This is a genomic window from Chryseobacterium sp. AG844 (assembly GCF_003182335.1).
Taxonomy (GTDB): Bacteria; Bacteroidota; Bacteroidia; order Flavobacteriales; family Weeksellaceae; genus Chryseobacterium; species Chryseobacterium cupriresistens.
In genome coordinates this window covers 31,546-55,364 of record NZ_QGTV01000027.1, presented here as the reverse complement: position 1 = coordinate 55,364, position 23,819 = coordinate 31,546, and the positions used below count along the sequence as shown (strand labels likewise).

Genomic DNA, 23,819 nt, shown 5'->3' with positions numbered 1-23,819 from the left:
GCTCTGGGAGCCGGTTTTATTTTTCCAGTTTTTTCTCTGTTATGGGTACCCACCGTCCGTCATGGCGAAGAAGTATTATTTTATCTACTAAGAATTTAGTTTTGTATTCCATGTTTTCATATTTTTCCCAGGCTTTAAGATAATTTTCCCAGGTCAGATCTCTGTATCCTATAGTCATATGCGGATTAAACGAATACTTTGCGAAATTAAAACGCTCTTTTACCCTATGATAAAGTTCTGTTAATTGACTACTTTCTTTGGGCTGAATATAGAGGACAGGATTTTTAGGATTGGGAAAGCTTCCAAAACCATCCAGTTCTACTTCAAAAGGTATAATTTCAGTATTGATCTTCTGAAAAGCAATATGAATATCCTCCTCCAGCTCAATTTCTCTTGAAAAGGGAGGGAAGAGTGTAATATGTGCTTCATTTTTCAAAGCCTTGGAATTGGCATAATTGGTTGCCAGATCTTTTTTAAAGACTTTTATTTCCTCAATAATCTCCTGCGGCGGATAAACTGCAATGAAATACATTTTTTTCATACGGCAATTTTTTTTTTTACTTCCGGGAATTAATGTTTTATCCTGAGCTGTGTAAGCGTATTCTCAAGATGATCAGTGATCTTTTTTACTTCAATATGAGGTCTGAAGATCGCTCCCTTTCCTCTTTCTTCATCAGCAATATTAGAAAGAATGATTACGGAAGTTCTGGTCTCCGGATAATAAATATTTAAAGAAGGAGAACCTTTTACATAACCACTGTGGAAATAGGAATTGGGCTGGCCGATGTTAAGCATAATTCCGTAAGCATAACCCATTTTCCCAAAGATAGCATGGTGTCTTTCCGCACTTTTGGCCATGAAGAGCTTCAACGTTTCGGGTTTTAGAATTTTCCCGCTGTACAGAGCATTATTCCACAAATGAAGATCTTCAATGGTAGACAGTATTCCTCCGGCAGGTGTTCCGATTTCTGATCCGCCTAATCTTTTCGGCATATTGGGAACTTCTGAGAACTTGGAAGGTGTCCCAACATAAGCATTGGCAAAGTTATTTCCTTTGAAAATGTCTCCTGTTGAGGAGTGAGTCATCCCTGTTCTTTTAAAAAGTTCCAATGCATTTTCATGATAGGATTTTCCCGAGACTTTTTCCACAATTTTTCCAAGTGCATTAAAACCATCGTTGGAGTAATAGAAATCTGATCCGCTTTTAAACATCAGCTTTCCACCCATCAGATTTAATCCCGAAGTATGGTTTAAGAGTTGGTGAATCGTAATGTTTTCATATTCCTTGATCTGAAATTCCTTCAGGTATTTTGAAGCCTTATCTGTCACATTCAGTTTTCCCTGCTCCATCTGAAGTAAGATCAAAACAGCGGTAAATTGTTTGCTCACAGATCCTATCGCAAAAATGGTATTGCTGTCAATTTTAGTTTTCTTCTTAAAATCAGAATATCCGTTTTCTCTTCTGTAAAGAGGAATGGTGTCTTTAAAAACGGCAATGCTCCCATTGAAATGATACTTTTTAAAAGCAGAATCAATCTGTTGTTCCAAAAGTGTTTTCTGAAAAGCCGAGATGGTGGAATCTATAATTGCTTTTTTATCAACCGGGGTAATTTTTGGACCCTCAGTTGTTGTACAGGAAAATAAAAAACAGAAAAAAGACAGGAATAATAAATTTTTGATCACAGGTGTTGTATTTTTAAATGATGATTATACTCTTAAAGATACTAAAATATCCTGAAGAGCATTAAGAGAAGCAAATTGCGTGCTAGGACAGGCTGCTGGAACAACTTTATATAGATTTAATCAGCTTTTGTGGAATATTTCAATGTTATGAATAAGGGAATTGCTGAGAAAAAAAATATATTGAAAAAACCTGTGGACGGAAGCTCACAGGTTTATCTTAATATCAGGTCACTGAACCAGAAAACATATTCTCCGTCTTCTTCTTCAGGACTTGTTTTAGGCTTAGGATAAGTCTTTTTGACGGTTTCCCCGATTTTAAATTCAACAGGATTTTTGAAAATAGGTCCATCAAAAGTAAAGGTATGAAACTCTCCGTTTTCTCCGCACGGATCTACATTTTCAGGAAGGTCATCAATGAATTGCTGATCAATAATCCTTCCGGCGAAGCTTTTATCAAGAAAAGATCCGTTCACACACGTTACAATCGTTTTAAAGCCAAGATCTAAAAATTCACGGATGAGGTCAGTTGTATCTTGTTTCCATAGGGGAAATAAGGCTTTCATACCGATAGCATTTAATTGGTCTTCCCTGTATTTTCGCAGGTCTTCCAGAAAAATATCTCCGAAAATGGCATGGGTAATGCCCTGAGCCTGAATTTCAGTCATTGTCTTACTCATGATCTGTTGGTATTCTTCCATGGATGGTTCTTTGGGAAGTTCCATTTTGATCAAAGGAATCCCAAGGCTTTCTGCCTGTTTTTCTAAAAGCGATACATGAACTCCATGCATAGAAATCCTTTGAAACTCCTGATTGATGCTGGTAAGCAGTGTAGAAATCTCATATTGATCCTCCTTTAGTATTTTATAAAGAGCAAGGGAAGAATCTTTTCCGCTGCTCCAGTTGAATAATGCTTTTGGTTTCATTGTAAAAATAAAAATCTCCCAAAAGTAGGGAGATTTTCTTATTTTGAAACGGGCTTTCCGTAGTTATTTTGGGGGCTTGTAATATCAAGCTTTTCCTTTTCTGTCTGTTCTCTTTTTTGTAATTCTTCAGCATTTCTAGCCATATCGCTTTTGTGAGCATTTTCCACAGGAGTAGTTTTACAAGAACTTAATACCACAAAAAGACCAAACACCGAAATAATTTTAATACATGTTTTCATTCGAATTTTTTGATGACAAATATATAGGGTCAAGATAGTTTATTTTTAATTTTTAACAAACATTATCAATCTGCTTATCAAAAATTAGCATTTTTTCACATTAAAAATAAAAACCTCAAAGAAATCCTTTGAGGTTTGATTTATAAAAATGTTTGCTGTATAGCCTTACATATTTCTTCTGTATTTACCGCCTACTTCAAATAAAGCGTTGGTAATTTGTCCTAAAGAACAGTACTTCACAGCATCCATCATCACCTCAAATAAGTTTTGCTGGTTGATGGCTGCATGCTGAAGTTTTCTTAAAGCTTCCTCAGACTTATTTTCATTGGCCTGCTGGAAGTTGTGAAGAGACTCAATCTGTGCCTGTTTCTCCTCTTCCGTAGAACGGATAACTTCTCCCGGTAGAACGGTTGGTGAACCATCTTTTCCTAAGAAGGTATTCACTCCGATAATAGGATATTCACCGGTATGCTTCAGCCATTCGTAATGCATAGATTCTTCCTGGATTTTTGAACGCTGATACATCGTTTCCATCGCTCCGAGAACACCGCCTCTTTCTGTGATTCTGTCGAATTCCGTATATACAGCTTCCTCTACAAGATCCGTTAATTCTTCAATGATGAATGATCCCTGAAGCGGATTCTCGTTTTTAGCCAATCCTAATTCTTTATTGATGATTAACTGGATTGCCATCGCTCTTCTTACAGACTGCTCGGTAGGAGTAGTGATCGCTTCATCATAAGCATTGGTATGAAGTGAATTACAGTTATCGTAGATCGCATACAGTGCCTGAAGCGTGGTTCTGATATCGTTGAAATCAATTTCCTGAGCGTGCAGTGAACGTCCCGAAGTCTGGATGTGGTATTTCAACATCTGGCTTCTTTCGTCTGCTCCGTATTTTAATTTCATCGCTTTTGCCCAGATTCTTCTTGCTACACGTCCGATTACTGAGTATTCAGGATCGATACCGTTGGAGAAGAAGAAAGATAAGTTCGGTGCAAAATCATTGATATCCATTCCACGGCTTAAATAATATTCAACATAAGTGAACCCGTTAGCCAGTGTAAATGCTAATTGGGAAACCGGATTGGCTCCAGCTTCAGCAATATGGTATCCCGAAATAGAAACAGAGTAGAAGTTTCTTACTTTTTCTCTGATGAAATATTCCTGAACATCACCCATTAATCTTAAGGCAAATTCTGTAGAGAAAATACAGGTGTTCTGTGCCTGGTCTTCTTTTAAGATGTCCGCCTGAACAGTACCACGAACCGTAGCAATTGTTTTAGCTTTAATTTCTGCGTATATATCAGCAGGAATCACTTCATCACCGGTTAATCCTAAAAGCTGTAATCCCAAACCATTGTTGGATGGAGGAAGTTCACCGTTATATTTAGGTCTTTCTAACCCTTTATCGTCAAATTTTTCCTTAAGCTTAGCTTCTACTTTAGACTCTAAACCGTTTTCTTTGATATATTTTTCAACATTCTGATCGATGGCAGCATTCATAAAGAAGGCCAACAGCATCGGTGCAGGACCGTTGATCGTCATTGAAACCGAAGTTAGTGCGTTGACAAGATCAAATCCGGAATATAATTTCTTAGCATCATCCAGTGTTGCAATAGAAACTCCCGCATTCCCGATTTTACCATAAATATCCGGTGGTAAAGCAGGATCCTGGCCATATAAGGTTACAGAGTCAAATGCAGTAGATAAACGTTTTGCAGGCATTTCTGCAGAAACATAATGGAATCTTCTGTTGGTTCTTTCAGGGCCTCCTTCTCCTGCAAACATCCTTGTAGGATCTTCACCGGTTCTCTTGAACGGATAAATACCTGCCGTGTAAGGGAAGCTTCCCGGAAGGTTTTCCTGGCCTTTCCATCTGATCAGATCACCCCAGTCATTGTATTTTGGTAATGCAATTTTAGGAATTCTCAGGTGAGATAAAGACTCAGTAGAAGTTTCAACTTTAATTTCTTTTCCTCTTACGAAATAAGAATAAAACTCTGCATGGAATGCTTTTTTTGTATCATCCCAGGTCTTCAGGAAATCGATATTTTCTTGTTGCAGCTCTTTTTCCGCCTTTTGGTATTCAGCATCCAGAATATCATTGGAAATGATATTTTTTACGCCTTCAATATGATACATTTTTCTGGCCAGTTCAGCCTGTTTCTCAATATTGATGTCGTATTGTTTATTGTTTTCAACAATTTCAGAAAGGTAACGGACTCTTTTTGGAGGAATAATCGTTACTTCTTCTGTCACTTCCTGTTCTACAAAAGTTTTTAGATTCAATCCGGAGAATTTATCGTTTACTTTTGAAATTAATCTGTTGTATAATTCTGTTGTTCCATGATCATTAAACTGAGACGCCTTGGTAGCATACACCGGCATATCATCTAATGGGCTTTCCCATAGCAAATGGTTTCTCTGGAACTGTTTTCTTACGGCCTGAAGAGCATCCAGTGCTCCACGTTTGTCAGATTTATTCAATGCTACCAGATCCGCATAGTCTAACATGTCGATTTTTTCCAGCTGAGTAGATGCTCCATATTCAGGAGTCATTACATACATGGAAACATCTGCGAAATCAGAAACTTCTGAACCAGACTGCCCGATTCCCGAAGTTTCAAGGATGATGACATCCGGATGAGCCAGTTTTAATACATTCAGTGCAGAATGAATAAATGGAGAAACAGAAACGTTGTTTTCTCTGGTTGCCATAGAACGCATATAAACTCTTGGATCATTGATTGCATTCATACGGATTCTGTCTCCCAATAAAGCACCTCCGGTTTTCTTTTTCGAAGGGTCAATGGAAATAATAGCGATTTTTTTGTCTGTATTGGAACGTAAGAAACGCCTTACCAGTTCATCCGTTAATGAAGATTTACCTGCTCCTCCGGTACCTGTAATACCAATGATTGGAATAGTCAGGTCTTTAGACTTTTCGTCAATAGCTTTTACAAGCTCAGGTTTTTCCTCTGAAAAGTTTTCAACGGCTGAGATAATTTGTGCAATGCTTGAAGGGTTTTCAAAGCTGATATCATCAAGATCTTTTGCTGTAACATCTTTTCCTGTTGCAAAATCTGATCGTTGTACCAGGTCATCAATCATTCCCTGAAGCCCAAGCTCACGGCCGTCATCCGGAGAATAAATTCTGTCGATACCATAAGACATAAGGTCTTTGATTTCTTCCGGAAGGATTACACCGCCTCCGCCGCCAAAAATTTTGATCTGCGGTGAGTTTTTTTCTCTCAAAAGGTCATAGATATATTTGAAATATTCATTGTGACCTCCCTGATATGAAGTTAATGCAATAGCATTGGCATCTTCCTGGATGGCTGTATTTACAACTTCCTCTGCTGATTTATCGTGTCCCAGGTGGATCACTTCGCATCCTGTTCCCTGAATGACACGACGCATAATATTGATCGCAGCATCGTGCCCATCAAATAATGAGGCAGCAGTTACGATTCTTACCTTGTTGGTTGGAGTATATTTTTGGGTTTCCATAAAAATTCTAGACAGTTTCTAAGTTCTCAAATATAGCAATAAAATAAAAACCTCGTATTGTAGGATAAAATTCTGATTTTTAAACGTTTATGATGATTGTTTTTTAAGTTCGAAATACTTTGTTAGAGGCTAGGTCTGTATTTTACAGATTACTACACTATTCTGTAAAAATATAAATGTCAGCAGATAATAACCCGCTGACATTTTTTCTTTTGTGTCATGAAGTTTAGTCTTTATTTCATAAAAAATGATCTGTATTATTATTTTTCTGAAAAAAGTGTTTTTCTTTTGCTGTCCAGCCCCCAGTTTAATCCTAAAAATGTAATAAGATTATTCTTGTCACCATAATTTTTTCCAAAGGCAGCATTGATATACACACTGTCAGACACTTTATAGTTGATGACTCCATTGGAACGGTAGGTGTCATCCAAATCGCTGCTTCTGTAGATGAACTCATAACCAATAGAGAATCTGTTGTATACAAGCTCTATTTTTCCACCGAAATCATAATTATCAGTCCTGCTGAATCCGCTGGCAGCATCATAAACCGTTTTATCCTGCATGTATCTCGCAACGGCATAGAAATTTAATCTTTTCTCAATTTTTGAAGCATCTGTGGTGGAGGCTTCTTTGATGATTACTTTTGATTTTTCATTGTTTTGATCTTCTTTTTTCTGTGGAGTTTTTGTTCTTTCCAGATTGATCCCGGAACTCATGGTCATCCAGAATCCTAATTTCCCGAATTGATTATTCTTAAACTGATTGTCTAAAAAGAAAGTACTGTAGGCAGAAGCGACATCCAGCTGAAAAGCAGGTTTTTCGTCCAGGTACTTTTTATATTTTTCAGTTTCGGTTTTATAGTAATCTGTGACAAAGTCATCTTGTGCCTTTGAAAGTTTTTCTTCCTTTTCGCTTTGACTTATATCGGATTTCATAATATCCATGAACTTGGGTGATTGTTCAAATTCTCTTTGAATATCGGTTAATTCTCTGGAAATATTATTATTTGAAGCCGCAATAGCCTCTATATTTTTTTTATTCCTTACTTTAAACACAGTGGTTCTCAAAGAAAAAGAGACCGAGGGATTTTCCGTATTAAGATCTTCAATTTTATAATTTCTCAGAAAGGCAAATGAGACGGAAACGTTTTTGGCTTCACTGAAAATATTATTTCTATACTCTTCTGTATGGTCAGCGTTTTTGATCGTTTTAATGCCGGCATACTTCAATGCATCCATTTCTGTCAAGGGAAATAAATGAGTGGGAGTAAGTTCTACAGCATAGGCGTTGGGAAGACCTTCATTTTCGCTGAATGAATTGACAATACTGGACATAAAAGCCTTTTTTGATTTCGGGGTCTCCAGATCAGAACTTGCCAAGCCGAGAAGCATTACACTTGGTGCATTGGAAAGCTCGAGTTTATTTAACTCTGCACTGATTTCTTTGCTTTGAGCAAACGATAATGTTATATTTAACATCAGCGCTGCTAGTAGTACTATCTTTTTCATAGCTCAACTTTTATGTATTTATAAACACCATAGATAAACTTACCGGATAAATCATCAGTGGTTTTACCTTCAAAAGGATTGAAATGAAAATTCCTGGAAGGAATCTGAGGAAATTCAAACTTTATCCTGCATGTATTGATTAAAATCTGCAGATGATTTACCTGCATATTAATATTGAAAGAAGTTGCGAAAAGTAAATGATCTGATGCTAAATCTGCTTTTGGAATGGTGAAAGAGAATTTATCGTCATTTAAATTATTATCATCTATTCTCTTTCCATTAATGATAAAATGAGGGTCGCCAAATTGTGTGTTGGCACTGATGATTACATTCACTTCAACATTATTTTCTTTAAAGTGAGTGATTTTTACTGTTTTTTGAGGGATTTTTTTCATGTCTGTTGACTTTTGGGTTTGTGGATTCAGCTCTTAATTCTATTTCAAATGTATAATTTGTAATATTGGTATTCAATTACCTTTTTGGGTGATTTTGTATTGCTTTAAAATATAAAAGCAGTCTTTTATCCAATAATTAAATAGTTCCAATGATTCTGCGCCACAATTAAATTTTCTATTTTTGCAGCATATTTTTACAGACATGCAAAAAGCGTTGATATATTTCGCATTGGGAACTGTAGTAAGCTTCCTGATTAATTATTTCTTTTTAAGTTCAGAAAACATCGGTTTGGAGTTATATTATGCCGTTGCTTTTGGTGCTGCCTGGGGTATTGCTTATTATTTGGATACTCCGGATTTCACATTGGCTAAAAAGCTGGGGCTATCTTTTGTAGTGATGGCTATACTGGTTGGGGCAGGTACTTTAATTTTTAAACTTGAACTGGCTATTCCATCTATACTGAAGTTTTCCATGGTATTTGTGGCCTATTATGTCATCGCAAGTTTCAGGGCAACAAAGTCACTGAGAAAATAAATAAAAAAGAGGCTGTCCGATACGACAGTCTCTTTTTTTTTATTAATGAATCATCATGAAACTGATCAGGGCAAGACCCAGCAGTAAAAACATGAAGGCAATAAAGTTAATGGTGAATAATATCATCCCGACAATAATGCTTACCAGACCATGAGCACGATATACGCGCCGGTGGGCAATAAAGAAATAGGCCATCGTGTACAATGACAGGAGTGATATTGCTAAATACAAAATGGTATTAACCGGCCAGAGGTCTGTGAGACCTGCTAATTTGGAGAGTAAGAAAATGAGTAAGATGGTGAGTAGTAAAAATGAGAAGTAATGCAGCGTGAAAATTCCGTGATCAAAATACCACCATTTTTTCTTGCTATGGAAAACCCATAAAAAGAATGCGAACAGTGGAAGGTAGATAAAAAGTGCTTTGGGAAGATTGTGAAAAGACTTTTCTACCATACCGGCCATAATCTCCTTTTTCTTCACCCCTTTTTCTTTAAGTTCAAAGAATTTGTGAACAATTGGGGCTTCAATAAAAGTAAGAGATGACGGATTTTTGGCTTTAGCCGAATCATAAGCCTTTCGGGTTTTGTATTCACCAAAACTGACATCCGGATCTATCTTTTTGTCCATGTCAATGATATCTTCTATTTCAGAAGAGTCGGGAACTGCTTTCAGTCCTTCAATGGCAAGAGAGTCTTCCCCATTCAGATGTTTTTTTGCTTTTATACTGTCTATCAGCTTTTGTTTTTCAACAGGCTTCATGACTTTCAGAAGATTCGTCTTGCCATTTTCTCCGGTATTTCTCTCTTTCGAAGAACCAATATTAACCATAGGAAAAAGGGCAAACACAAAAAATGTAATGAAACTGACAAAAATATAAAGCTTTACAGGGGGTACAAACTTCTGTCTTTTCCCTTCAAGATAAGTATTAGTCAGTTTACCAGGCTTAAATAACAGGTTTTTTACAGTTCCCCAGAACTGACCGTCATAATGCGTGAAATCTTCAATGAAATGGGTAAAAAGAAAATAAAAGGGCTGCCGTCTTTCAGTATTTTCCTGTCCGCAGTGAGGGCAGTACCTTTCTTCAACCTGATGCCCGCAGTTCAGGCAGGTTTTGTCTTCTCTTAGTTTTCCGTGACTCATGGATATAGAATATGATTAACGCAAATATAATTATTTCAATGATATTATAATTATATCCAGGTGTTTTACGGAAATCTTTAAAGTAAATTTAATAAAAAGAAAGAGTTGAGGGAATAAACTCTTTGCTGTTTCATTGTGTTTTTAGAATCTTCGAAGTGTTTTTTTCACCGGCTCATAAGTTCGCAAGTTTTATGCCAAATTGTAAATAATGTTAAAATCTATTGATAGAGGGGTATAACACATGGATTATATAGATTAAATAAAATATGTTTTTGGGTTACAAAAATAATTTGTACCTTTGCACACCCTTTTAGGGGTAAATTATGTTTAATCTTTAACTAAAACGTGTGAATACATTAAGTTACAAAACTGTTTCAGCGAACAAAGCTACTGCTAATAAAGAATGGGTTGTGGTAGACGCTGAAGGACAGCCGTTAGGTAGATTAGCTTCTACGGTTGCAAAGATTTTGAGAGGTAAGCACAAAACGAACTACACACCTCACGTAGATTGTGGTGATAACGTAATCGTTTTGAATGCTGGGAAAATTACACTTTCCGGAAACAAGTGGGCTGATAAGACTTATATCTGGCATACAGGATATCCTGGTGGACAGAAGTCTATGACTGCGGCTGAACTTCAGAAGAAAGATTCTTTAAAGGTATTAGAGAAATCTGTAAAAGGTATGTTACCTAAAAACAGATTAGGAGCTGCTATCCTTAAGAACCTTTACTTATATGAAGGAACTGAGCACAAACATGAAGCTCAACAGCCAAAAACAATTAATGTTAACGAATTTAAATAATTAATTATGTCTATAGTTCACAAAATCGGAAGAAGAAAAACTTCTGTAGCTAGAGTTTATGTAAAACCAGGTTCTGGTGTTATTACAGTAAACGGTAAAGATGCTAAAGAATATTTCTCTACAGACGTGATGGTTTACAAATTAAACCAACCGTTTATCCTTTCTGAGACTGTTGGTCAGTATGACGTTACCGTAAACGTATTCGGTGGTGGTAATACAGGTCAGGCAGAAGCTATCAGATTAGGTATTTCTAGAGCTTTATGCGAAATCAACGCTGAGTTCAGATTAGCATTGAAGCCAGCTGGTTTACTTACAAGAGACGCAAGAATGGTGGAAAGAAAGAAGCCAGGTCAGAAAAAAGCAAGAAAGAGATTCCAATTCTCAAAACGTTAAGATTTCTCGTTGGCAGATGGCTTATGGCTATTGGCTACAGGAATGTATTAAATTTTTTTTAAACTTAATCTCGGCGAAAAGCCCATTGCCAAAAGCAAAAAGCAGACCGCCAATTGCCCGTTACGTTTAGCATCCAAACGCTTCTCCCATCTAAAGAAGTTGTTGATTGTTTAAAAGACGGAAAGTAAACTAACAAAAACAGAAAACATGGCAAAAGCAAATGTAAAAGACCTTTTAGAGGCTGGCGTACACTTCGGTCACATGACCAGAAAGTGGAATCCAAATATGGCTCCATACATTTTTATGGAGAAAAACGGTATTCACATTGTAGACTTACATAAAACAGCAGTTAAATTGGATGAAGCTTGCAACGCTTTAGAAAAATTAACTTCTGCAGGTAAAAAAGTTCTTTTCGTAGCTACTAAGAAGCAAGCGAAAGAAGTAGTTGCAAAACACGCTTCTGAACTTAATATGCCTTATATTACAGAAAGATGGCCAGGTGGTATGTTAACGAACTTCGTTACTATCAGAAAGGCTGTAAAGAAGATGAATGCTATCGACAAAATGAAAAAAGACGGTACATTCGAAACTTTATCTAAAAAAGAAAGATTACAAGTTGACAGACAAAGAGCTAACCTTGAGAAGAACTTAGGTTCTATCGCTGACATGGTGAGACTTCCATCTGCTGTATTTGTAGTTGATATCTTGAGAGAACACATCGCGGTAACTGAAGCTAAGAAACTAGGTATTCCAGTTTTCGGTATCGTTGATACAAACTCTGACCCTAGAAAAGTTGACTTCGTTATCCCAGGAAACGATGATGCTTCTAAGTCTATTGATATGATCCTTAGCGTAGTTTCTGAATCTATCAAAGAAGGTCAGTCTCAAAGAAAAGCTGATAAAGAAAAATCTAAAGAAGAAGGAGAAAAAGTATCTGCTGATACAGATGCTGATTTCGATGCAGAATAATTGAAGATTTTCTTTAATATAGGAAAAACGCTGGATTTCGATCCAGCGTTTTTTATTTATATCAGAAATCATTTCTTTGGATTCTTATTTTTGATTTTATGTTTTTCTATGCTTAAGTCTATTGGTTTCTGCAGACCTTAATAAAGGGTCAGAACATTCATTAAAATAAAAACCTGCAGAATTCTGCAGGTCATATCTTAATTTGAAAGTTTTATAGAATAAGAAGTTGTGATAAACTTTGTAGACTGGTATACCGAGTTGCAAAGAATACCCGATAGTCTGTAATTTTGATTTTTAGGAACCATAGTGTATCCAATTTTCCCTGCACCAATGGGGATTTTCTTGAAGAAATTACCCCCGCTTACCGTAAGCACCATATTGCATGGAGATTTGTTTTCTACAGAAATAGAAGTCCTGGGATTCTTCGGATCATCATTATTCAGAAGGTCGTTCAGAACTTCAGCTGTTTCCGGTTTGTAGGTCTTTATAAGTTCATTATATTCTCTTTCTGTATTGGCTCTGTTGCCTGTTGAATTACCGGCAGGATAAGGATAGGAGGTTCTTCCCGGATAACCGCCGTAATTTACATTACAACCGGCAAAGATTATTGAAACTCCGGCAAAAACTAATAGTTTTTTCATACTATTTTATTTTTTGATTTTTCTTTTGTTTGATGGCCTGTTTTTCTGAACCTCATCCTTTTTGATTGCAGTGGCTTGCGTTTCGGACATTTTTGGGCTGTCCACCGTTACAAATATACTTTTTTTAATATCTTTCTGGGAGAAATATTTTATATCACAGATATTACTGCTGAGCGTGTATGAACCTTTATTGATCACAATAAAATTTTCTCCGTGGGCAGGAACAGCGAGGTTATAGAAGTCTTTTCCCTCAACTCTCAATACAATATTACAATCAGAATTATTTTTAAATAAGAGTATAGCCTCCTTGCGTGTAATATCTTCATTGAACATTGCATTCAGAAGCTTCACTGTTTTCTCCTTATGTTCAGCAGAAGTCTCTGCGATAAGTTTTTTAAACTCTTCAGCATCATCTGAATTAGGGTTTCTCATAATGCTTTTAGGGATATCAGAGATAACAGGCCTTGCTTCCATAGGTTTGGCAGTACGGGCTCCCTTTGTCCATTCAGAGTTTTTTAAAGCAATAAGCTTAGGCTTCAGCACAGTTCTTTTGGGATCATCAGGGTGTGCATTCTTTAGGTATTCTTCAATTTCTTTAATATTCGTGCTTTTTAGAATATCTTTACTGCTTTTCTGAGCCTGTGTAAAGCCGGGAATAAGAAATGTGAAGAATAAAATCGTTAAAAAATTTTTTTTCATCAGGTTTTTATTTCATCAGCTTATCCGGAATTTGATGTAAGTTATAGTTTTCCCTTTCGCTGAGAATAACTCTTCATAATACGTTTTGATATCTCTCAAATGCTCCGTATTTGGGTCGTATTCCGGGGCACCATAGATATCATGATGAGCAGAAATGATCTCATAACCTGCTCCCTGTAAATATCCCAGCGTATACCCATGCAGGAATTCTGAATCGGTTTTCAGGTGGATGATACCTCCTGGCTTCAGAAACTTTTTATATCGGTTTAAAAAATCCGGATGTGTTAATCTGTGTTTTGTTCTTTTGTATTTAATCTGTGGATCAGGGAATGTAATCCAGATTTCATCTACTTCATTTTCTGCAAAGAAATAATCTACAAGTTCGATCTGAGTTCTCAGAAAAGCTACATTAGTCATGTTGTTTTCTACAGCTTCTTTAGCGCCAAACCAAAATCTTGCCCCTTTAATATCAACCCCGATAAAGTTTTTTTCAGGAAATGTTTTTGCGAGTCCTACAGAATATTCTCCTTTTCCGCAGCCCAGCTCCAGTACAATAGGATTGTCATTTTTAAAGAAATTTTCTCTCCATTTTCCTTTAAGTTCGAAACCATTCAAAGCATCTTCTCTTGTTGGTTGAATGACATTCGGTAATATTTTGTTTTCTGCAAATCTTGCTAATTTATTCTTGCCCATTGAGTTATAAAATGAGTGCAAAAATAGTGAAAATTTATGGAGTCTCTATGTCTTTTGGTAGTAAAAGACATAGAGATCATTCGTTCCTGGTTTCTGTTAATGGCTTCCTAAAGCCACCATAATTGGCCTTTCAATTGTTTTTTGCGACGCATATTGAGCCCCGCAAACCAGGCTGGTGAAAAGATATTGCCCTTTATCTATCACAATGGAACCTTCACCCTGAGCAGGAACTGCCAGCCTGTATTTGGTAGTTCCTACACCTTCCATTCTTACAATGATATTACAGTCTGATTTATTTTGTATCAAAACGATACATTCTTTAGTATTGGGATCATTATCAAATAAGGAATTCAGGATCTTTACAGTTCTGTTTTTATGTTCTACAGGAGATACAGCCATCAGCATGTTGAATTCTTCTGCTTCAGTATTGGGAACGGCAGTATTGGCAGCAGCATTTACAACATATGTATTTTGAGCAGTGCTGGGTGTATACACTGTAGTAGATTGTTTTGCCGCAAGCTCAGCTTTATATTTTGCAATCTGTTTTTGTTTGATGATGGCATTCATTTCATCAAAAGTAATTTTGGTAGAAGGTCTTCTCCGTAGCATAGCAAGCATTTCCTGCATATCTTTTACTTTTTGATCAGCAGGATGTGCATTTTTGATATACTCTTTCATCATTTCCATGACCCTTGGTTTAAGAACGGACCTTCGGGGATCATCAGGATGGGCATCCCGTAAAAAAGCATTGATCTCGTAAATATTCTTACTTTTCAAAATATCACTGTAGTCTTTCCCTTTTTTTTGAGAAGACATAGTAACGAAAAACATACAACAAAGAAGTAAAAGTACTTTTTTCATTAATTCATATTAAGTTAGAAATTTGGTGTTTCTCTTTTAATTTGCTTTCACGGATCGGTTAGTTTTTATTTGGATAACGAAATACCAGTGTTTTTATTTTAAACACTTGTTTGTGAGATAAAATTAAACATATTTTTGAATATTGAAGAATAATATGTTCTAAAAGTTGAATAATTCATAGTGTAGCTGCTCTAATGAAGCATCATTGCTGTTTTTCAGCCATTCAACAAAAAATACCCCATGTAACGTACATGAGGTATAAAATATTTCAAATGATTCTTTTATTAATTGCTGCCTACAACTTCCTGAAGATGTGAGCTTCTTAATCTTTTCTGATAAATAGGAAGATATTTTTCAATAGGGACTTTTATTGCTTCAAAGTTACCCGCCAAAACATAAGCCTGAATATTTTCTGAGGAATACACAAACTGAAGAAAGTTATCAATTAAGTTTTCCGGTATTTTAAATTTTGTGAAATAATCTTTACCCAGATAATTTTTAATCTGTGCTATAGAGCTGTTCATTCTTTCATAAGCTTGATAACGCTGTTTTTTCTTTCTTTCTCCGGAAAGAATATCATAGATGCTTTCAAGGCTGAAGGTAAGCCCACCATCCCGGAGTCCGGCAACAGGAAGTTCCGGAGGTGTTCCGTCACCTTTTGGTTCAGGAAGACCAATTACTTTTTTTAGAGCGTATGCTTTGTCTTCTTTTCTTAAAGAGTTTACATCATACCGCAGATTTCCGGTAGGTTTAAACCTGCTGAGAACGATTTCCTGAATTTCGTAATACGCGATTTTGAGCTCAACCAGATTTTTCTGCTCCATAGATTGAGGAGTCAGCTTGATGTCTTTTCTTTCGGTCACAATAGAGGTAAACCGGATCACGTCCCCGATATTGGCAGGAATATTAAAATTACCATTGTAATCCGTGAGAACGGTTTTCTGTGTGTTCAGGTTGGTGACATACACCTGATTGAGATATAAAATAGAGTTGTCTCTCAGAAATACCTCCCCGGAATATATTTGTGCATTAATTTTTGCCAGAAAAACCAATAGCAGTAGAGTAAACAGTTTCTTCATATAATGCGCAAAATTACATAGAAATAAAGCAATTCTGTGTAATTAGATGAAGAATAGTGGTTAAAGTTATATTAAACTTTGGGATTTAATTGTTAAGGAGTGTTAGAAACTTGTCATATAGTTAAAAATGGGAGATTTCGATAAAAAAAACCGGAAGAAAGAATTACTGAAATTTCAGGTGCTCTTTCTTCCGTGTTTGTGTTTTATCTGTGTTTTACCAGCAGCCAGCTCGTGTATTTTATCATCAGGCTGGAGCCATATTCAGTCCAGGTGATAAAGTACCAGTAATTTGCGGTAGGAACATATCTGCCGCCCACTCTTCCGTCCCAGATGTATCTGTTTTCAGGAGTACCTCTGAAGACTTCTGCACCATATCGGTCAAAGATCCGGAATACGAGATTGTCATTATTCATTAAGGCAGAATAGTCTATTACTTCATTAACGCCGTCTCCATTCGGAGTAATGGTATTGATCAGATTAATAATGGCAAATGGTTTTTTAACATCTTCACACATTTTAGAGTCTCTTACAAACACATTGTGTGCTCCTCTTGGTACATTGTAGAAAATATTGGAACTCTGCCATACCACCCCATCTAAAGAATATTCATAAGGAGGTGTACCGCCGCTTGCCCCAACTTTTACAGTTGTTCCATCAATTTCAATAGCGGTTATTATAGGCAGCGGCAGTTCCGTAACATTTACATATTGCTTGTATACACAGCCATTGAAAGTGAGTTCTACCCAATAACTTCCCGGTGCTACATTGGTGATGGAAGGAGTTGTTGCCCCTGTACTCCACAAATACCTTTCAAAACCAGGTCCAGCATCCAGTGTAGTAGTAGTTTTAGGGCACATAGCCTTATCTTGTAATACATCCGATTTTTTAGGAACTTTAATGTTGATTTTAAGAGTGCCTACTTCCGGGCAGACTCCATTTTTTTCGAAACGGATATAGTAGGTTTGTGAAGTTGAAATATTAACCGGGGATGAAACTGCATTCACATTATTCTGGGCATCTGCTAAAGTTGCATGAAAGGTGTAAGTTACATTGGGATCCAGGGTAAACAGAGGAATAAACTGCGCTAAGTTCACACTTTTTATTCCATCCAGATCATCATCACAAACATTTTCCTTAACCGTTTTGGTAATCAATGTTACTTTAGCTCCAATACTGAACTGTAAAGGCTTGATCACAGAAGCACACCCGTCAGGAGATTCTACTCTGATGTAAATGATAGTGGTTGCTGTATAGCTCCAGTTGTTTGGAAGGGTATTGTTGTTTCCTGCGTTGGCATCTGCAAGACTGGCATAGTATCTTACATTAGTAAAGTAATTCGGATTGTTAAGTACAATTGGGGTTATATTGGAAAGTGTGACTGTAACTGTTCCGTCCAGATTATCATCACAGAAAACACCATTGTAGTTATCCAGTACAATCGCTTTATTGAAGAGGGATAATGTGATTTGTGCGATACTTTTACATCCGATATTGTTTTTTACGACGGCATATACAATGGTACCGTTGGGTGCATTGTAAGCTGTTGTATTGCTAATCAAAGCTGCTGCATTTTCATTCTGGGCATCCAACATGGTAGGATAATAAGTAAAGGTAACCGGGGAATTGGTGGTGACATTTGCTGTCGTCAGGTTGAAGGTTCCCTGCCCATTGATATCACAGGCAAATAATGTTGCATTCATTACCGTAAGAGCCTGGATATTGATGGTAACCGTAACTGTTTCACAATCCGGGAAATCAGGATCATTGCCGCAGAATGTATAAGTGAATGTATCTGTTCCGGATGTTCCAGGCGTATTTACAGTATAAGTAATAACTCCTGTTGTTGCATTTATTGTTGTGGTTCCCAGTGTAGGAGCTGTTGTAATCGCTACTGTATTAGGCGCAGTTGTTTGTGTAGAGCTGCTTAATGTTGGGCTTATGGTCAGCGAGGTACATACATCGTAGGTTTTAGTACTTAGTTTTGTACAGTTCAGGACTTTAAACTGTTGGGTAACTAAAGGAGCACAACTTCCCATTGTTACTGAGCATGTATAATACCCTGGTAGTGTAGGGGTGATTGATGATGTGGTCGCTCCGGGGACGATAATCCCGTTTCTGTACCATTGGTAGGTATCATAGATTAAAGGATCTACCGTTAGAACCATCCCCGGAATACAGCCACCTCCAGATTGCAGAATTACAGGTTGTGTAGGAAAGCCGGCAAAAAATCCTCCGTACCCTACAGCATCACTTCCGGCAGTAATTCCAGCCATAATTGCTTTATCTGAAACCACTGTAATGGTACCTGTTACATTGGGAATACCATAGGTAACCCAATTGGTTGTACCAGTCATATTGTATGGGCCGGTTATTGCAGGTGGATTTGCTCCGTTCACTGTAATGGTAGCTCCTCTTTCTGTGATAAGATTTAACTTTGTTGGAATATTTAGAATCCCTCCGGGATTACCATTGGAATGAACAAAATTTTCGTTGATAAGGCCAAGTTCATTGATTTGCTTCGGTAGATAACAGTTCAAAGCAGGGATATAATTAAATCCACCGGTGGCTGTTTCATTTCCTATATTGGAGTCTCCTGCTAAAATTTGGTACACATAAGCATTTTTTGATGTTTTGAGATACAAATTGTAATGTCCGTTTCCCTGAAGGATATACTTTGAATCTGGGATTACAAAGTATTTTCCGGCATTGATGGTTGCTAAAGGTGGAATTTCATTATTGACAAAAATCTGTGTATTGTCTTCGGTAGCAATAACAATAGCTCCTTCCATATGGGAGTCAATGGGACCATTACCTTTTACGAGTGCGAATTCATTTCCAAGTCTGTCGACAGGTACTGCCTGATCCATTAAAATATCTGAACTGGAAGGGAAATTTCCTGCGTATTGTCCGTTAAAATTTCCGTTGGTAACATTGATGGGTTTGTTTGACGTAATTTTTGAACCAATGAAACTGTCAAAGTTTGATGCTATATTCCCAATCCCATCAATAATATAAGATTGTCCTTTATTTAAAGTGAAAGTGATTGTTGGATTAGTTGCTCCGGTCGTCCCGTTTGAAAATTGAACGGTAGGGCTGTATCCGGAAATTGTAACGGATGTATTATCTTCAGTTGCCAATACACTTGTCATAAAATTCAAGATAGGATTGCTTACTGTGATGGGAGCGGAAGCTGCATAAAATTTTTGTCCTGTAGAGGGGATCCCTTTTGAAGTAATGATTTCAGCATGATTAAATACTGAGAATCTTAAGTTGGCATAAAAAGGAAATTCTGCTTTAAGGTACAGCCCTTTTGTCGTAGGAGTAAACAAATCTGTCTGCTGTGTGGTAATAATATAATTTCTTAAAACATCAAATTTCTGTGGATTGCTCTTACTGATTGTTACTGTACCAATCAAAACATTATTATTGTAAATGCTTACCGGGAAAGGAGTCGTTCTGCTGGTAGATAAATACAGTTTCTGATTAGGATTCGGGGCGCCAGTTCTGTCTACCATCGGAGCAAACCAATGTTCCCTGTCCAGTTGGGCAAAAACAGAGTTGAAAATGTAAAATATAAATAAAAAAGATAGAATTTTCTTCATTCAGTATTAGTATTTATAGCAAATTTAATAATAAAAAGCGTTGATTACTTGGAAATATAATAAAAATAAGCCACGATTGTTTGATCGCGGCTTATTCAATATAGTTTTAAACTAATTATTACTCTCTGTTTTTAACAAGAATCCAACCTGTATATTTTATTGGAGTCTTTTCTTTGTTGGATTCATTCCAGCTGATATGGTACCAGTATGTTCCTGTTCCCAGCTTTTTATCAAAATGTTTTCCATCCCATCTGTAGTTGTTGAATCGGTTTCCGGTAAACACCATGTTTCCGTATCTGTCATACACTACAAAGCTCAGATTTTCCTTATAAGCCAGTTCGCTGTAATCTATATAATCATTTACATTATCTCCGTTAGGGGTAATTGCATTGAGCAGATTAGGAATTGTGACTTCTACAGCAATAGGCGTACAGTCATAAAAATCTTTTACATAGAACGTGTGCTGACCTCTTGTTAAACCTGTGAAGGTATTTGAATCCTGCCAGTTAGCAGTTCCATCAACCGCATATTTGAAAGGTGCTTTACCACCGCTTACAATGACAGTAGCTGTATTATTATTGATCTCAATAGTTTGGATTACCGGATCTTCCACTTTTTTAACTTTTACAGTCTGGGTAAGGAAGCATCCGTTCTTACCAAGGATTACGGTGTATTCCCCAACACCTATATCTCTGATACCTGATGTGGTAGCTCCTGTGCTCCATAGATATGAATCATATCCAGGACCAGCATCCAGGTTAGTTTTAGCATCCATACAGATGTACTGATCTACAAGGACCGGAGACTTTTTAATTGGAAGTACAATTAATTCAATTTTGGCATTTGCCGTACATCCTTCAGCAGTAGTTACTTTCACATATACAAATCCTCCTGTTGAAGGGAAATTTTCTGGTGTTGTAATTGCATTGATACCTGCAGTAAGGTCATTCATTGTACGGTAATATTTTTTTGTAACAGCATTATAATCTGTTACCTTTGCTTTGGTAAGGTCAAAATAAGCATAAGGATCTACATCATACCAGCAAGCCTTAATAGAAGTATCCGTTACAATGAATGGTACTACAGTAAGGTTTAAGGTTACCTGTTCGCAATCTGTAAACTCAACTGAGTTTCCGCAGAATTTATAAACGATTTTGTCTGGTCCCAGATATCCGGGATTAGGTGTATAAGTGATCGTTCCGTTTGGATTAACCACGGCTGTTCCTTTGGTAGGAGGAGTCAAAATTACTACTGTACTTGGAACCACAGTCTGAGTGGAAGAAGTAAACGTCGGGGTAATAATTTTAGTAGAACAAGCATTAAGAGCCTGTGTGGTTTCTTTTAAACAATTTTGTACTTTATAAATAGGAGTCGTCACAGGAGGACATGTTCCCATGGTTACTTTTACGGTATAATTTCCAGATTGTGTAGGAGTATACGTATAACTGGTAGCACCTGGGATAGCCACCCCGTCACGGAACCACTGGTAGGTTTCATATCCATCATCTACTTCAAGAACGATTCCCGGAACACATTCACCTGTCTTTTTTGCAATAACAGGGATTGATGAGAATCCTGCAAAGTAACCTCCATATCCTGCAGAGCTATATCCTCCGTTGATACCTGCTGTTACAGCTTTTGTAGACGTAATCTTAATATTTCCGGTTACACTGTTGATGGCATACGTTACCCAGTTGGCATTTCCTGCAAGGGGATAAGGACCAGCTTCAGGGAGAAGAGGCGCGTCATTCAACATTACAGTAGCACCAGCCTCTGTTAGAATGTTCAATTTTACTACCAGATCACTGGGAGTAGAGCTGGCTCCTCCCACGCCAAGAGGCATTTCATTAATCTTCCCGATTTCATCAATTTTTCTTGGAAGGAAACAGTTTAATGGCGGGATATAGTTGAATCCATTGGTAGCATCACTTTGCAATACTCCGATAAACTGGTATAAATATACATTTTTGGTGGTGGAAATGAACATGTTGGAATGCCCTGATGTACCCTGAGCAACATAGCTGGTTTCATTAATTCTATACCATTCTCCGGCAGCAAGTGTTGCAACAGCAGTACCTCCGCCGTTTAAATATACTTCAGTATTATCTTCGGTAGCCACAATAAGGCCTCCTTCCATGTTTAATGAAGGTTGAGTAGATCTTGTTTTTACCATGGCAAAAGTATTCCCAAGTCTGTCAACCGGAACTGATTGGTCAAGAACCGGATCACTTCCGGTTGTTGAAGCAGAGAAGTTGGCATTACAGCTTCCATTGGTCAGTGTTACCGGCTTATCAGAAACAATTTTGGCACCGATAAAGCCTGTTTTATTTCCGGACTGAGAGCCGGATCCTGCAAGAATGAAAGATTGTCCTTTTTGTAAAGTAAAAGTCTGAGTATTTCCAGTGGGGCTTCCATTAATAAAAACAACTCCTGCAGTTGGATTCCATGATACGGTTACATTGGTATTGTCTTCGGTTGCAAGTACACCTGCTGTAAAATTCTGAATACTGCTGGTATTGGTGTTGGGAGCGGCAGCCACGAAAAATGTTTTTCCAATTCCGGCTTTACCTTTACTGGTTATTACTTCCCCGTGAACACTCTGAGCCAGTCTTAAGCTGCAGTAAAAAGGCTTGGCTGCTTTTAAATACAGTCCCTTATTACCCACAACAAATGCATCAGTAGTAGTGGTAGCAGAAATAAGACTATTGGTAACTTTGTAAGTCTGCGGATTACCTTTACTGATGGTAACGGTGGTTACTGGAGCATTGTAATTGTAAATGGTTACATCAACGGGAGTTGGAGAGTCTGTGGAAAGATAGAGCATGTTGACATAGCTGTTGCCGCCAACACTGTCGTAATAGGGAGCTATCCAGTGCTCGGTATCCCTTTGTGCAAAGAGTGTATTAATTGTCAAAAAAATTAATACCAAACTGAGTAGAAATCTTTTCATGAGTATGGAATTAGGATTTCTACAAAAATAAAATAAAAAATGAAATACTTTTAATAAAATTTAAATAAATGTTAAATAAAAGCCTTCTATTTTTAAATAAAAGCCTTCTTGGGTATGAAACTGGTAATAGCTGTTGGGCTTAATCTTTTTGATTATCGTTAGTTAGTTCTTTAGTAGGTGAATTATTTATATTTGTTAATTTTTTTAAATGTTTATTGTACAGATAGGTATAAATAATGTTAATAAAAAATCCCGGTGAAATTCACCGGGATCATATATTTCTTGAAAAAGTCAGCTTATAGGCTTACTCTTACAAATCCTGTTACTTTTAAGTCAGCGTTTACAGATTTTACATAATCAGCAACTGAGATACTTCCGTCTTTAATGAAATCCTGGTGTACCAAAGTGTTGTCTTTGTAGAATCTCTGCATTTTACCTTTCAGAATGTTGTCGATAATGTTAGCAGGCTTACCTTCTTCAGTAAGTTTGTGTCTTTCGATTTCCAACTCTCTGTCGATAGTTTCCTGAGAAACAGCAGTTTCGTCAAGAGCGATTGGGTTCATTGCAGCAACCTGCATAGAAACAGCTTTAGCAGCTTCTTCAGCTCCGTCTACTTTTGCAGATAGAGAAGTGATTGCAGCAATTTTGTTTCCAGCGTGGATGTAAGCTCCTAAGAAAGCTCCCTGGATTCTTTCGAAAGATCCGATCTCAATTTTCTCACCGATAACTCCTGTTTGCTCAACTAATTTCTCAGCAACAGTAATTCCGTGGAAATCTGTAGCTAAAAGCTCTTCTTTAGTAGCAGCGAAGATTGCCATTTCAGCTAATTCGTAAGCTAGCTCAACGAATGCTTCGTTTTTAGCAACGAAGTCAGTCTCACAATTTAAAGAAATTACAGCACCTAAAGTGTTGTCTTCGTTTACTCTTGCGATTACTGCCCCTTCAGTAGACTCTCTGTCTGCTCTGTTAGCAGCAACTTTTTGTCCTTTTTTTCTAAGGATATCTACCGCTTTTTCGAAGTCTCCTTCAGCTTCAACTAGAGCTTTCTTGCAGTCCATCATACCTGCACCTGTTTGGTTTCTTAATTTAGCTACATCTGCAGCAACTGGTGTATAAGACATAATATCTATTATTTTTTATTTAAGATTAGTATTAATTTTTAGCTTAATTTTAGAGCAGTGCAAAGATAATGA

The 23,819-nt window shown here is 37.1% G+C and carries 20 protein-coding genes; 4 read left to right on the top strand and 16 right to left on the bottom strand.

Annotation, left to right across the window (positions count from 1 at the left end; genetic code table 11):
- Positions 1–16: 16 nt before the first annotated feature.
- The 7 genes from DEU40_RS20050 to DEU40_RS20020 form a co-directional block, all read right to left on the bottom strand.
- A complete protein-coding gene (locus DEU40_RS20050) occupies positions 17–541 on the bottom strand; it encodes a 2'-5' RNA ligase family protein (protein ID WP_110011490.1) in 525 nt (174 codons plus the stop codon).
- 29 nt (positions 542–570) lie between these two features.
- Positions 571–1,683: a serine hydrolase domain-containing protein gene (locus tag DEU40_RS20045; protein WP_110011489.1), complete on the bottom strand. Its 1,113-nt coding sequence runs from the start codon at positions 1,681–1,683 to the stop codon at positions 571–573.
- A gap of 212 nt (positions 1,684–1,895) precedes the next feature.
- The gene (locus DEU40_RS20040) at positions 1,896–2,606 is read right to left on the bottom strand and encodes a diphthine--ammonia ligase (protein ID WP_110011488.1); all 711 of its coding nucleotides are present in this window, start codon (positions 2,604–2,606) and stop codon (positions 1,896–1,898) included.
- Positions 2,607–2,644: 38 nt separating this feature from the next.
- Positions 2,645–2,845: a hypothetical protein gene (locus tag DEU40_RS20035; RefSeq protein ID WP_110011487.1), complete on the bottom strand. Its 201-nt coding sequence runs from the start codon at positions 2,843–2,845 to the stop codon at positions 2,645–2,647.
- Positions 2,846–3,010: 165 nt separating this feature from the next.
- Positions 3,011–6,358: a methylmalonyl-CoA mutase family protein gene (locus tag DEU40_RS20030; RefSeq protein WP_110011486.1), complete on the bottom strand. Its 3,348-nt coding sequence runs from the start codon at positions 6,356–6,358 to the stop codon at positions 3,011–3,013.
- 260 nt (positions 6,359–6,618) lie between these two features.
- Positions 6,619–7,866 carry a hypothetical protein gene (locus DEU40_RS20025; protein WP_110011485.1) on the bottom strand — a complete coding sequence of 416 codons (1,248 nt, stop codon included), beginning with the start codon at positions 7,864–7,866 and terminating at the stop codon, positions 6,619–6,621.
- The gene (locus DEU40_RS20020; RefSeq protein WP_047435683.1) at positions 7,863–8,261 is read right to left on the bottom strand and encodes a hypothetical protein; all 399 of its coding nucleotides are present in this window, start codon (positions 8,259–8,261) and stop codon (positions 7,863–7,865) included. The genes DEU40_RS20025 and DEU40_RS20020 overlap by 4 nt, the downstream gene beginning before the upstream one ends.
- Positions 8,262–8,463: 202 nt before the next feature.
- Between DEU40_RS20020 and DEU40_RS20015 the strand changes: the two genes are divergently transcribed.
- On the top strand, positions 8,464–8,796 hold the full coding sequence (locus DEU40_RS20015) for a hypothetical protein (protein WP_110011484.1): 333 nt from the start codon (positions 8,464–8,466) through the stop codon (positions 8,794–8,796).
- A 42-nt stretch (positions 8,797–8,838) separates the two neighbouring features.
- On the opposite strand, the gene DEU40_RS20010 is transcribed toward DEU40_RS20015, so the two are convergent.
- A complete protein-coding gene (locus DEU40_RS20010; RefSeq protein ID WP_110011483.1) occupies positions 8,839–9,936 on the bottom strand; it encodes a DUF3667 domain-containing protein in 1,098 nt (365 codons plus the stop codon).
- Between the two features lie 347 nt (positions 9,937–10,283).
- Here DEU40_RS20010 and rplM point away from each other — a divergent pair, with 347 nt between their 5' ends.
- From rplM to rpsB, 3 genes are all read left to right on the top strand, one after another.
- The gene (rplM, locus tag DEU40_RS20005; protein ID WP_002976217.1) at positions 10,284–10,739 is read left to right on the top strand and encodes a 50S ribosomal protein L13; all 456 of its coding nucleotides are present in this window, start codon (positions 10,284–10,286) and stop codon (positions 10,737–10,739) included.
- A 6-nt stretch (positions 10,740–10,745) separates the two neighbouring features.
- Positions 10,746–11,132 carry a 30S ribosomal protein S9 gene (gene rpsI, locus DEU40_RS20000; RefSeq protein ID WP_002976218.1) on the top strand — a complete coding sequence of 129 codons (387 nt, stop codon included), beginning with the start codon at positions 10,746–10,748 and terminating at the stop codon, positions 11,130–11,132.
- 207 nt (positions 11,133–11,339) lie between these two features.
- The gene (gene rpsB / locus DEU40_RS19995; RefSeq protein ID WP_002976219.1) at positions 11,340–12,101 is read left to right on the top strand and encodes a 30S ribosomal protein S2; all 762 of its coding nucleotides are present in this window, start codon (positions 11,340–11,342) and stop codon (positions 12,099–12,101) included.
- Between the two features lie 197 nt (positions 12,102–12,298).
- Here the strand turns inward: rpsB and DEU40_RS19990 are convergent, their stop codons facing one another.
- From DEU40_RS19990 to tsf, 8 genes are all read right to left on the bottom strand, one after another.
- Positions 12,299–12,742: a DUF6759 domain-containing protein gene (locus DEU40_RS19990; RefSeq protein WP_110011482.1), complete on the bottom strand. Its 444-nt coding sequence runs from the start codon at positions 12,740–12,742 to the stop codon at positions 12,299–12,301.
- Between the two features lie 6 nt (positions 12,743–12,748).
- Positions 12,749–13,441 carry a DUF6759 domain-containing protein gene (locus DEU40_RS19985; RefSeq protein ID WP_110011481.1) on the bottom strand — a complete coding sequence of 231 codons (693 nt, stop codon included), beginning with the start codon at positions 13,439–13,441 and terminating at the stop codon, positions 12,749–12,751.
- Between the two features lie 15 nt (positions 13,442–13,456).
- Positions 13,457–14,134, bottom strand: a complete 678-nt coding sequence (trmB, locus tag DEU40_RS19980) for a tRNA (guanosine(46)-N7)-methyltransferase TrmB (RefSeq protein WP_110011480.1) — start codon at positions 14,132–14,134, stop codon at positions 13,457–13,459.
- A gap of 96 nt (positions 14,135–14,230) precedes the next feature.
- Complete coding sequence (locus tag DEU40_RS19975; RefSeq protein ID WP_110011479.1) at positions 14,231–14,995, bottom strand: DUF6759 domain-containing protein; 765 nt, start codon at positions 14,993–14,995, stop codon at positions 14,231–14,233.
- Between the two features lie 284 nt (positions 14,996–15,279).
- Positions 15,280–16,074 (bottom strand): hypothetical protein, encoded by a 795-nt coding sequence (locus DEU40_RS19970; protein ID WP_110011478.1) that lies wholly within the window; start codon positions 16,072–16,074, stop codon positions 15,280–15,282.
- A 203-nt stretch (positions 16,075–16,277) separates the two neighbouring features.
- Positions 16,278–19,676, bottom strand: a complete 3,399-nt coding sequence (locus tag DEU40_RS19965) for a T9SS type B sorting domain-containing protein (RefSeq protein ID WP_181398009.1) — start codon at positions 19,674–19,676, stop codon at positions 16,278–16,280.
- Positions 19,677–19,794: 118 nt separating this feature from the next.
- Complete coding sequence (locus tag DEU40_RS19960) at positions 19,795–22,626, bottom strand: gliding motility-associated C-terminal domain-containing protein (RefSeq protein WP_110011477.1); 2,832 nt, start codon at positions 22,624–22,626, stop codon at positions 19,795–19,797.
- Positions 22,627–22,922: 296 nt separating this feature from the next.
- Positions 22,923–23,747, bottom strand: a complete 825-nt coding sequence (gene tsf, locus DEU40_RS19955; protein WP_110011476.1) for a translation elongation factor Ts — start codon at positions 23,745–23,747, stop codon at positions 22,923–22,925.
- Positions 23,748–23,819: the final 72 nt, after the last annotated feature.

Bases quoted from the DNA above. Each gene is read 5' to 3' on its own strand.
- DEU40_RS19965 (WP_181398009.1), bottom strand. From the start codon at position 19,676: ATGAAGAAAATTCTATCTTTTTTATTTATATTTTACATTTTCAACTCT.
- trmB (WP_110011480.1), bottom strand. From the start codon at position 14,134: ATGGGCAAGAATAAATTAGCAAGATTTGCAGAAAACAAAATATTACCG.
- DEU40_RS20050 (WP_110011490.1), bottom strand. From the start codon at position 541: ATGAAAAAAATGTATTTCATTGCAGTTTATCCGCCGCAGGAGATTATT.
- rpsI (WP_002976218.1), top strand. From the start codon at position 10,746: ATGTCTATAGTTCACAAAATCGGAAGAAGAAAAACTTCTGTAGCTAGA.
- DEU40_RS19975 (WP_110011479.1), bottom strand. From the start codon at position 14,995: ATGAAAAAAGTACTTTTACTTCTTTGTTGTATGTTTTTCGTTACTATG.
- DEU40_RS20015 (WP_110011484.1), top strand. From the start codon at position 8,464: ATGCAAAAAGCGTTGATATATTTCGCATTGGGAACTGTAGTAAGCTTC.
- DEU40_RS20030 (WP_110011486.1), bottom strand. From the start codon at position 6,358: ATGGAAACCCAAAAATATACTCCAACCAACAAGGTAAGAATCGTAACT.
- DEU40_RS20035 (WP_110011487.1), bottom strand. From the start codon at position 2,845: ATGAAAACATGTATTAAAATTATTTCGGTGTTTGGTCTTTTTGTGGTA.
- DEU40_RS20040 (WP_110011488.1), bottom strand. From the start codon at position 2,606: ATGAAACCAAAAGCATTATTCAACTGGAGCAGCGGAAAAGATTCTTCC.
- DEU40_RS20010 (WP_110011483.1), bottom strand. From the start codon at position 9,936: ATGAGTCACGGAAAACTAAGAGAAGACAAAACCTGCCTGAACTGCGGG.
- DEU40_RS20025 (WP_110011485.1), bottom strand. From the start codon at position 7,866: ATGAAAAAGATAGTACTACTAGCAGCGCTGATGTTAAATATAACATTA.
- DEU40_RS19970 (WP_110011478.1), bottom strand. From the start codon at position 16,074: ATGAAGAAACTGTTTACTCTACTGCTATTGGTTTTTCTGGCAAAAATT.
- rpsB (WP_002976219.1), top strand. From the start codon at position 11,340: ATGGCAAAAGCAAATGTAAAAGACCTTTTAGAGGCTGGCGTACACTTC.
- DEU40_RS20020 (WP_047435683.1), bottom strand. From the start codon at position 8,261: ATGAAAAAAATCCCTCAAAAAACAGTAAAAATCACTCACTTTAAAGAA.
- tsf (WP_110011476.1), bottom strand. From the start codon at position 23,747: ATGTCTTATACACCAGTTGCTGCAGATGTAGCTAAATTAAGAAACCAA.
- DEU40_RS19960 (WP_110011477.1), bottom strand. From the start codon at position 22,626: ATGAAAAGATTTCTACTCAGTTTGGTATTAATTTTTTTGACAATTAAT.
- DEU40_RS19985 (WP_110011481.1), bottom strand. From the start codon at position 13,441: ATGAAAAAAAATTTTTTAACGATTTTATTCTTCACATTTCTTATTCCC.
- DEU40_RS19990 (WP_110011482.1), bottom strand. From the start codon at position 12,742: ATGAAAAAACTATTAGTTTTTGCCGGAGTTTCAATAATCTTTGCCGGT.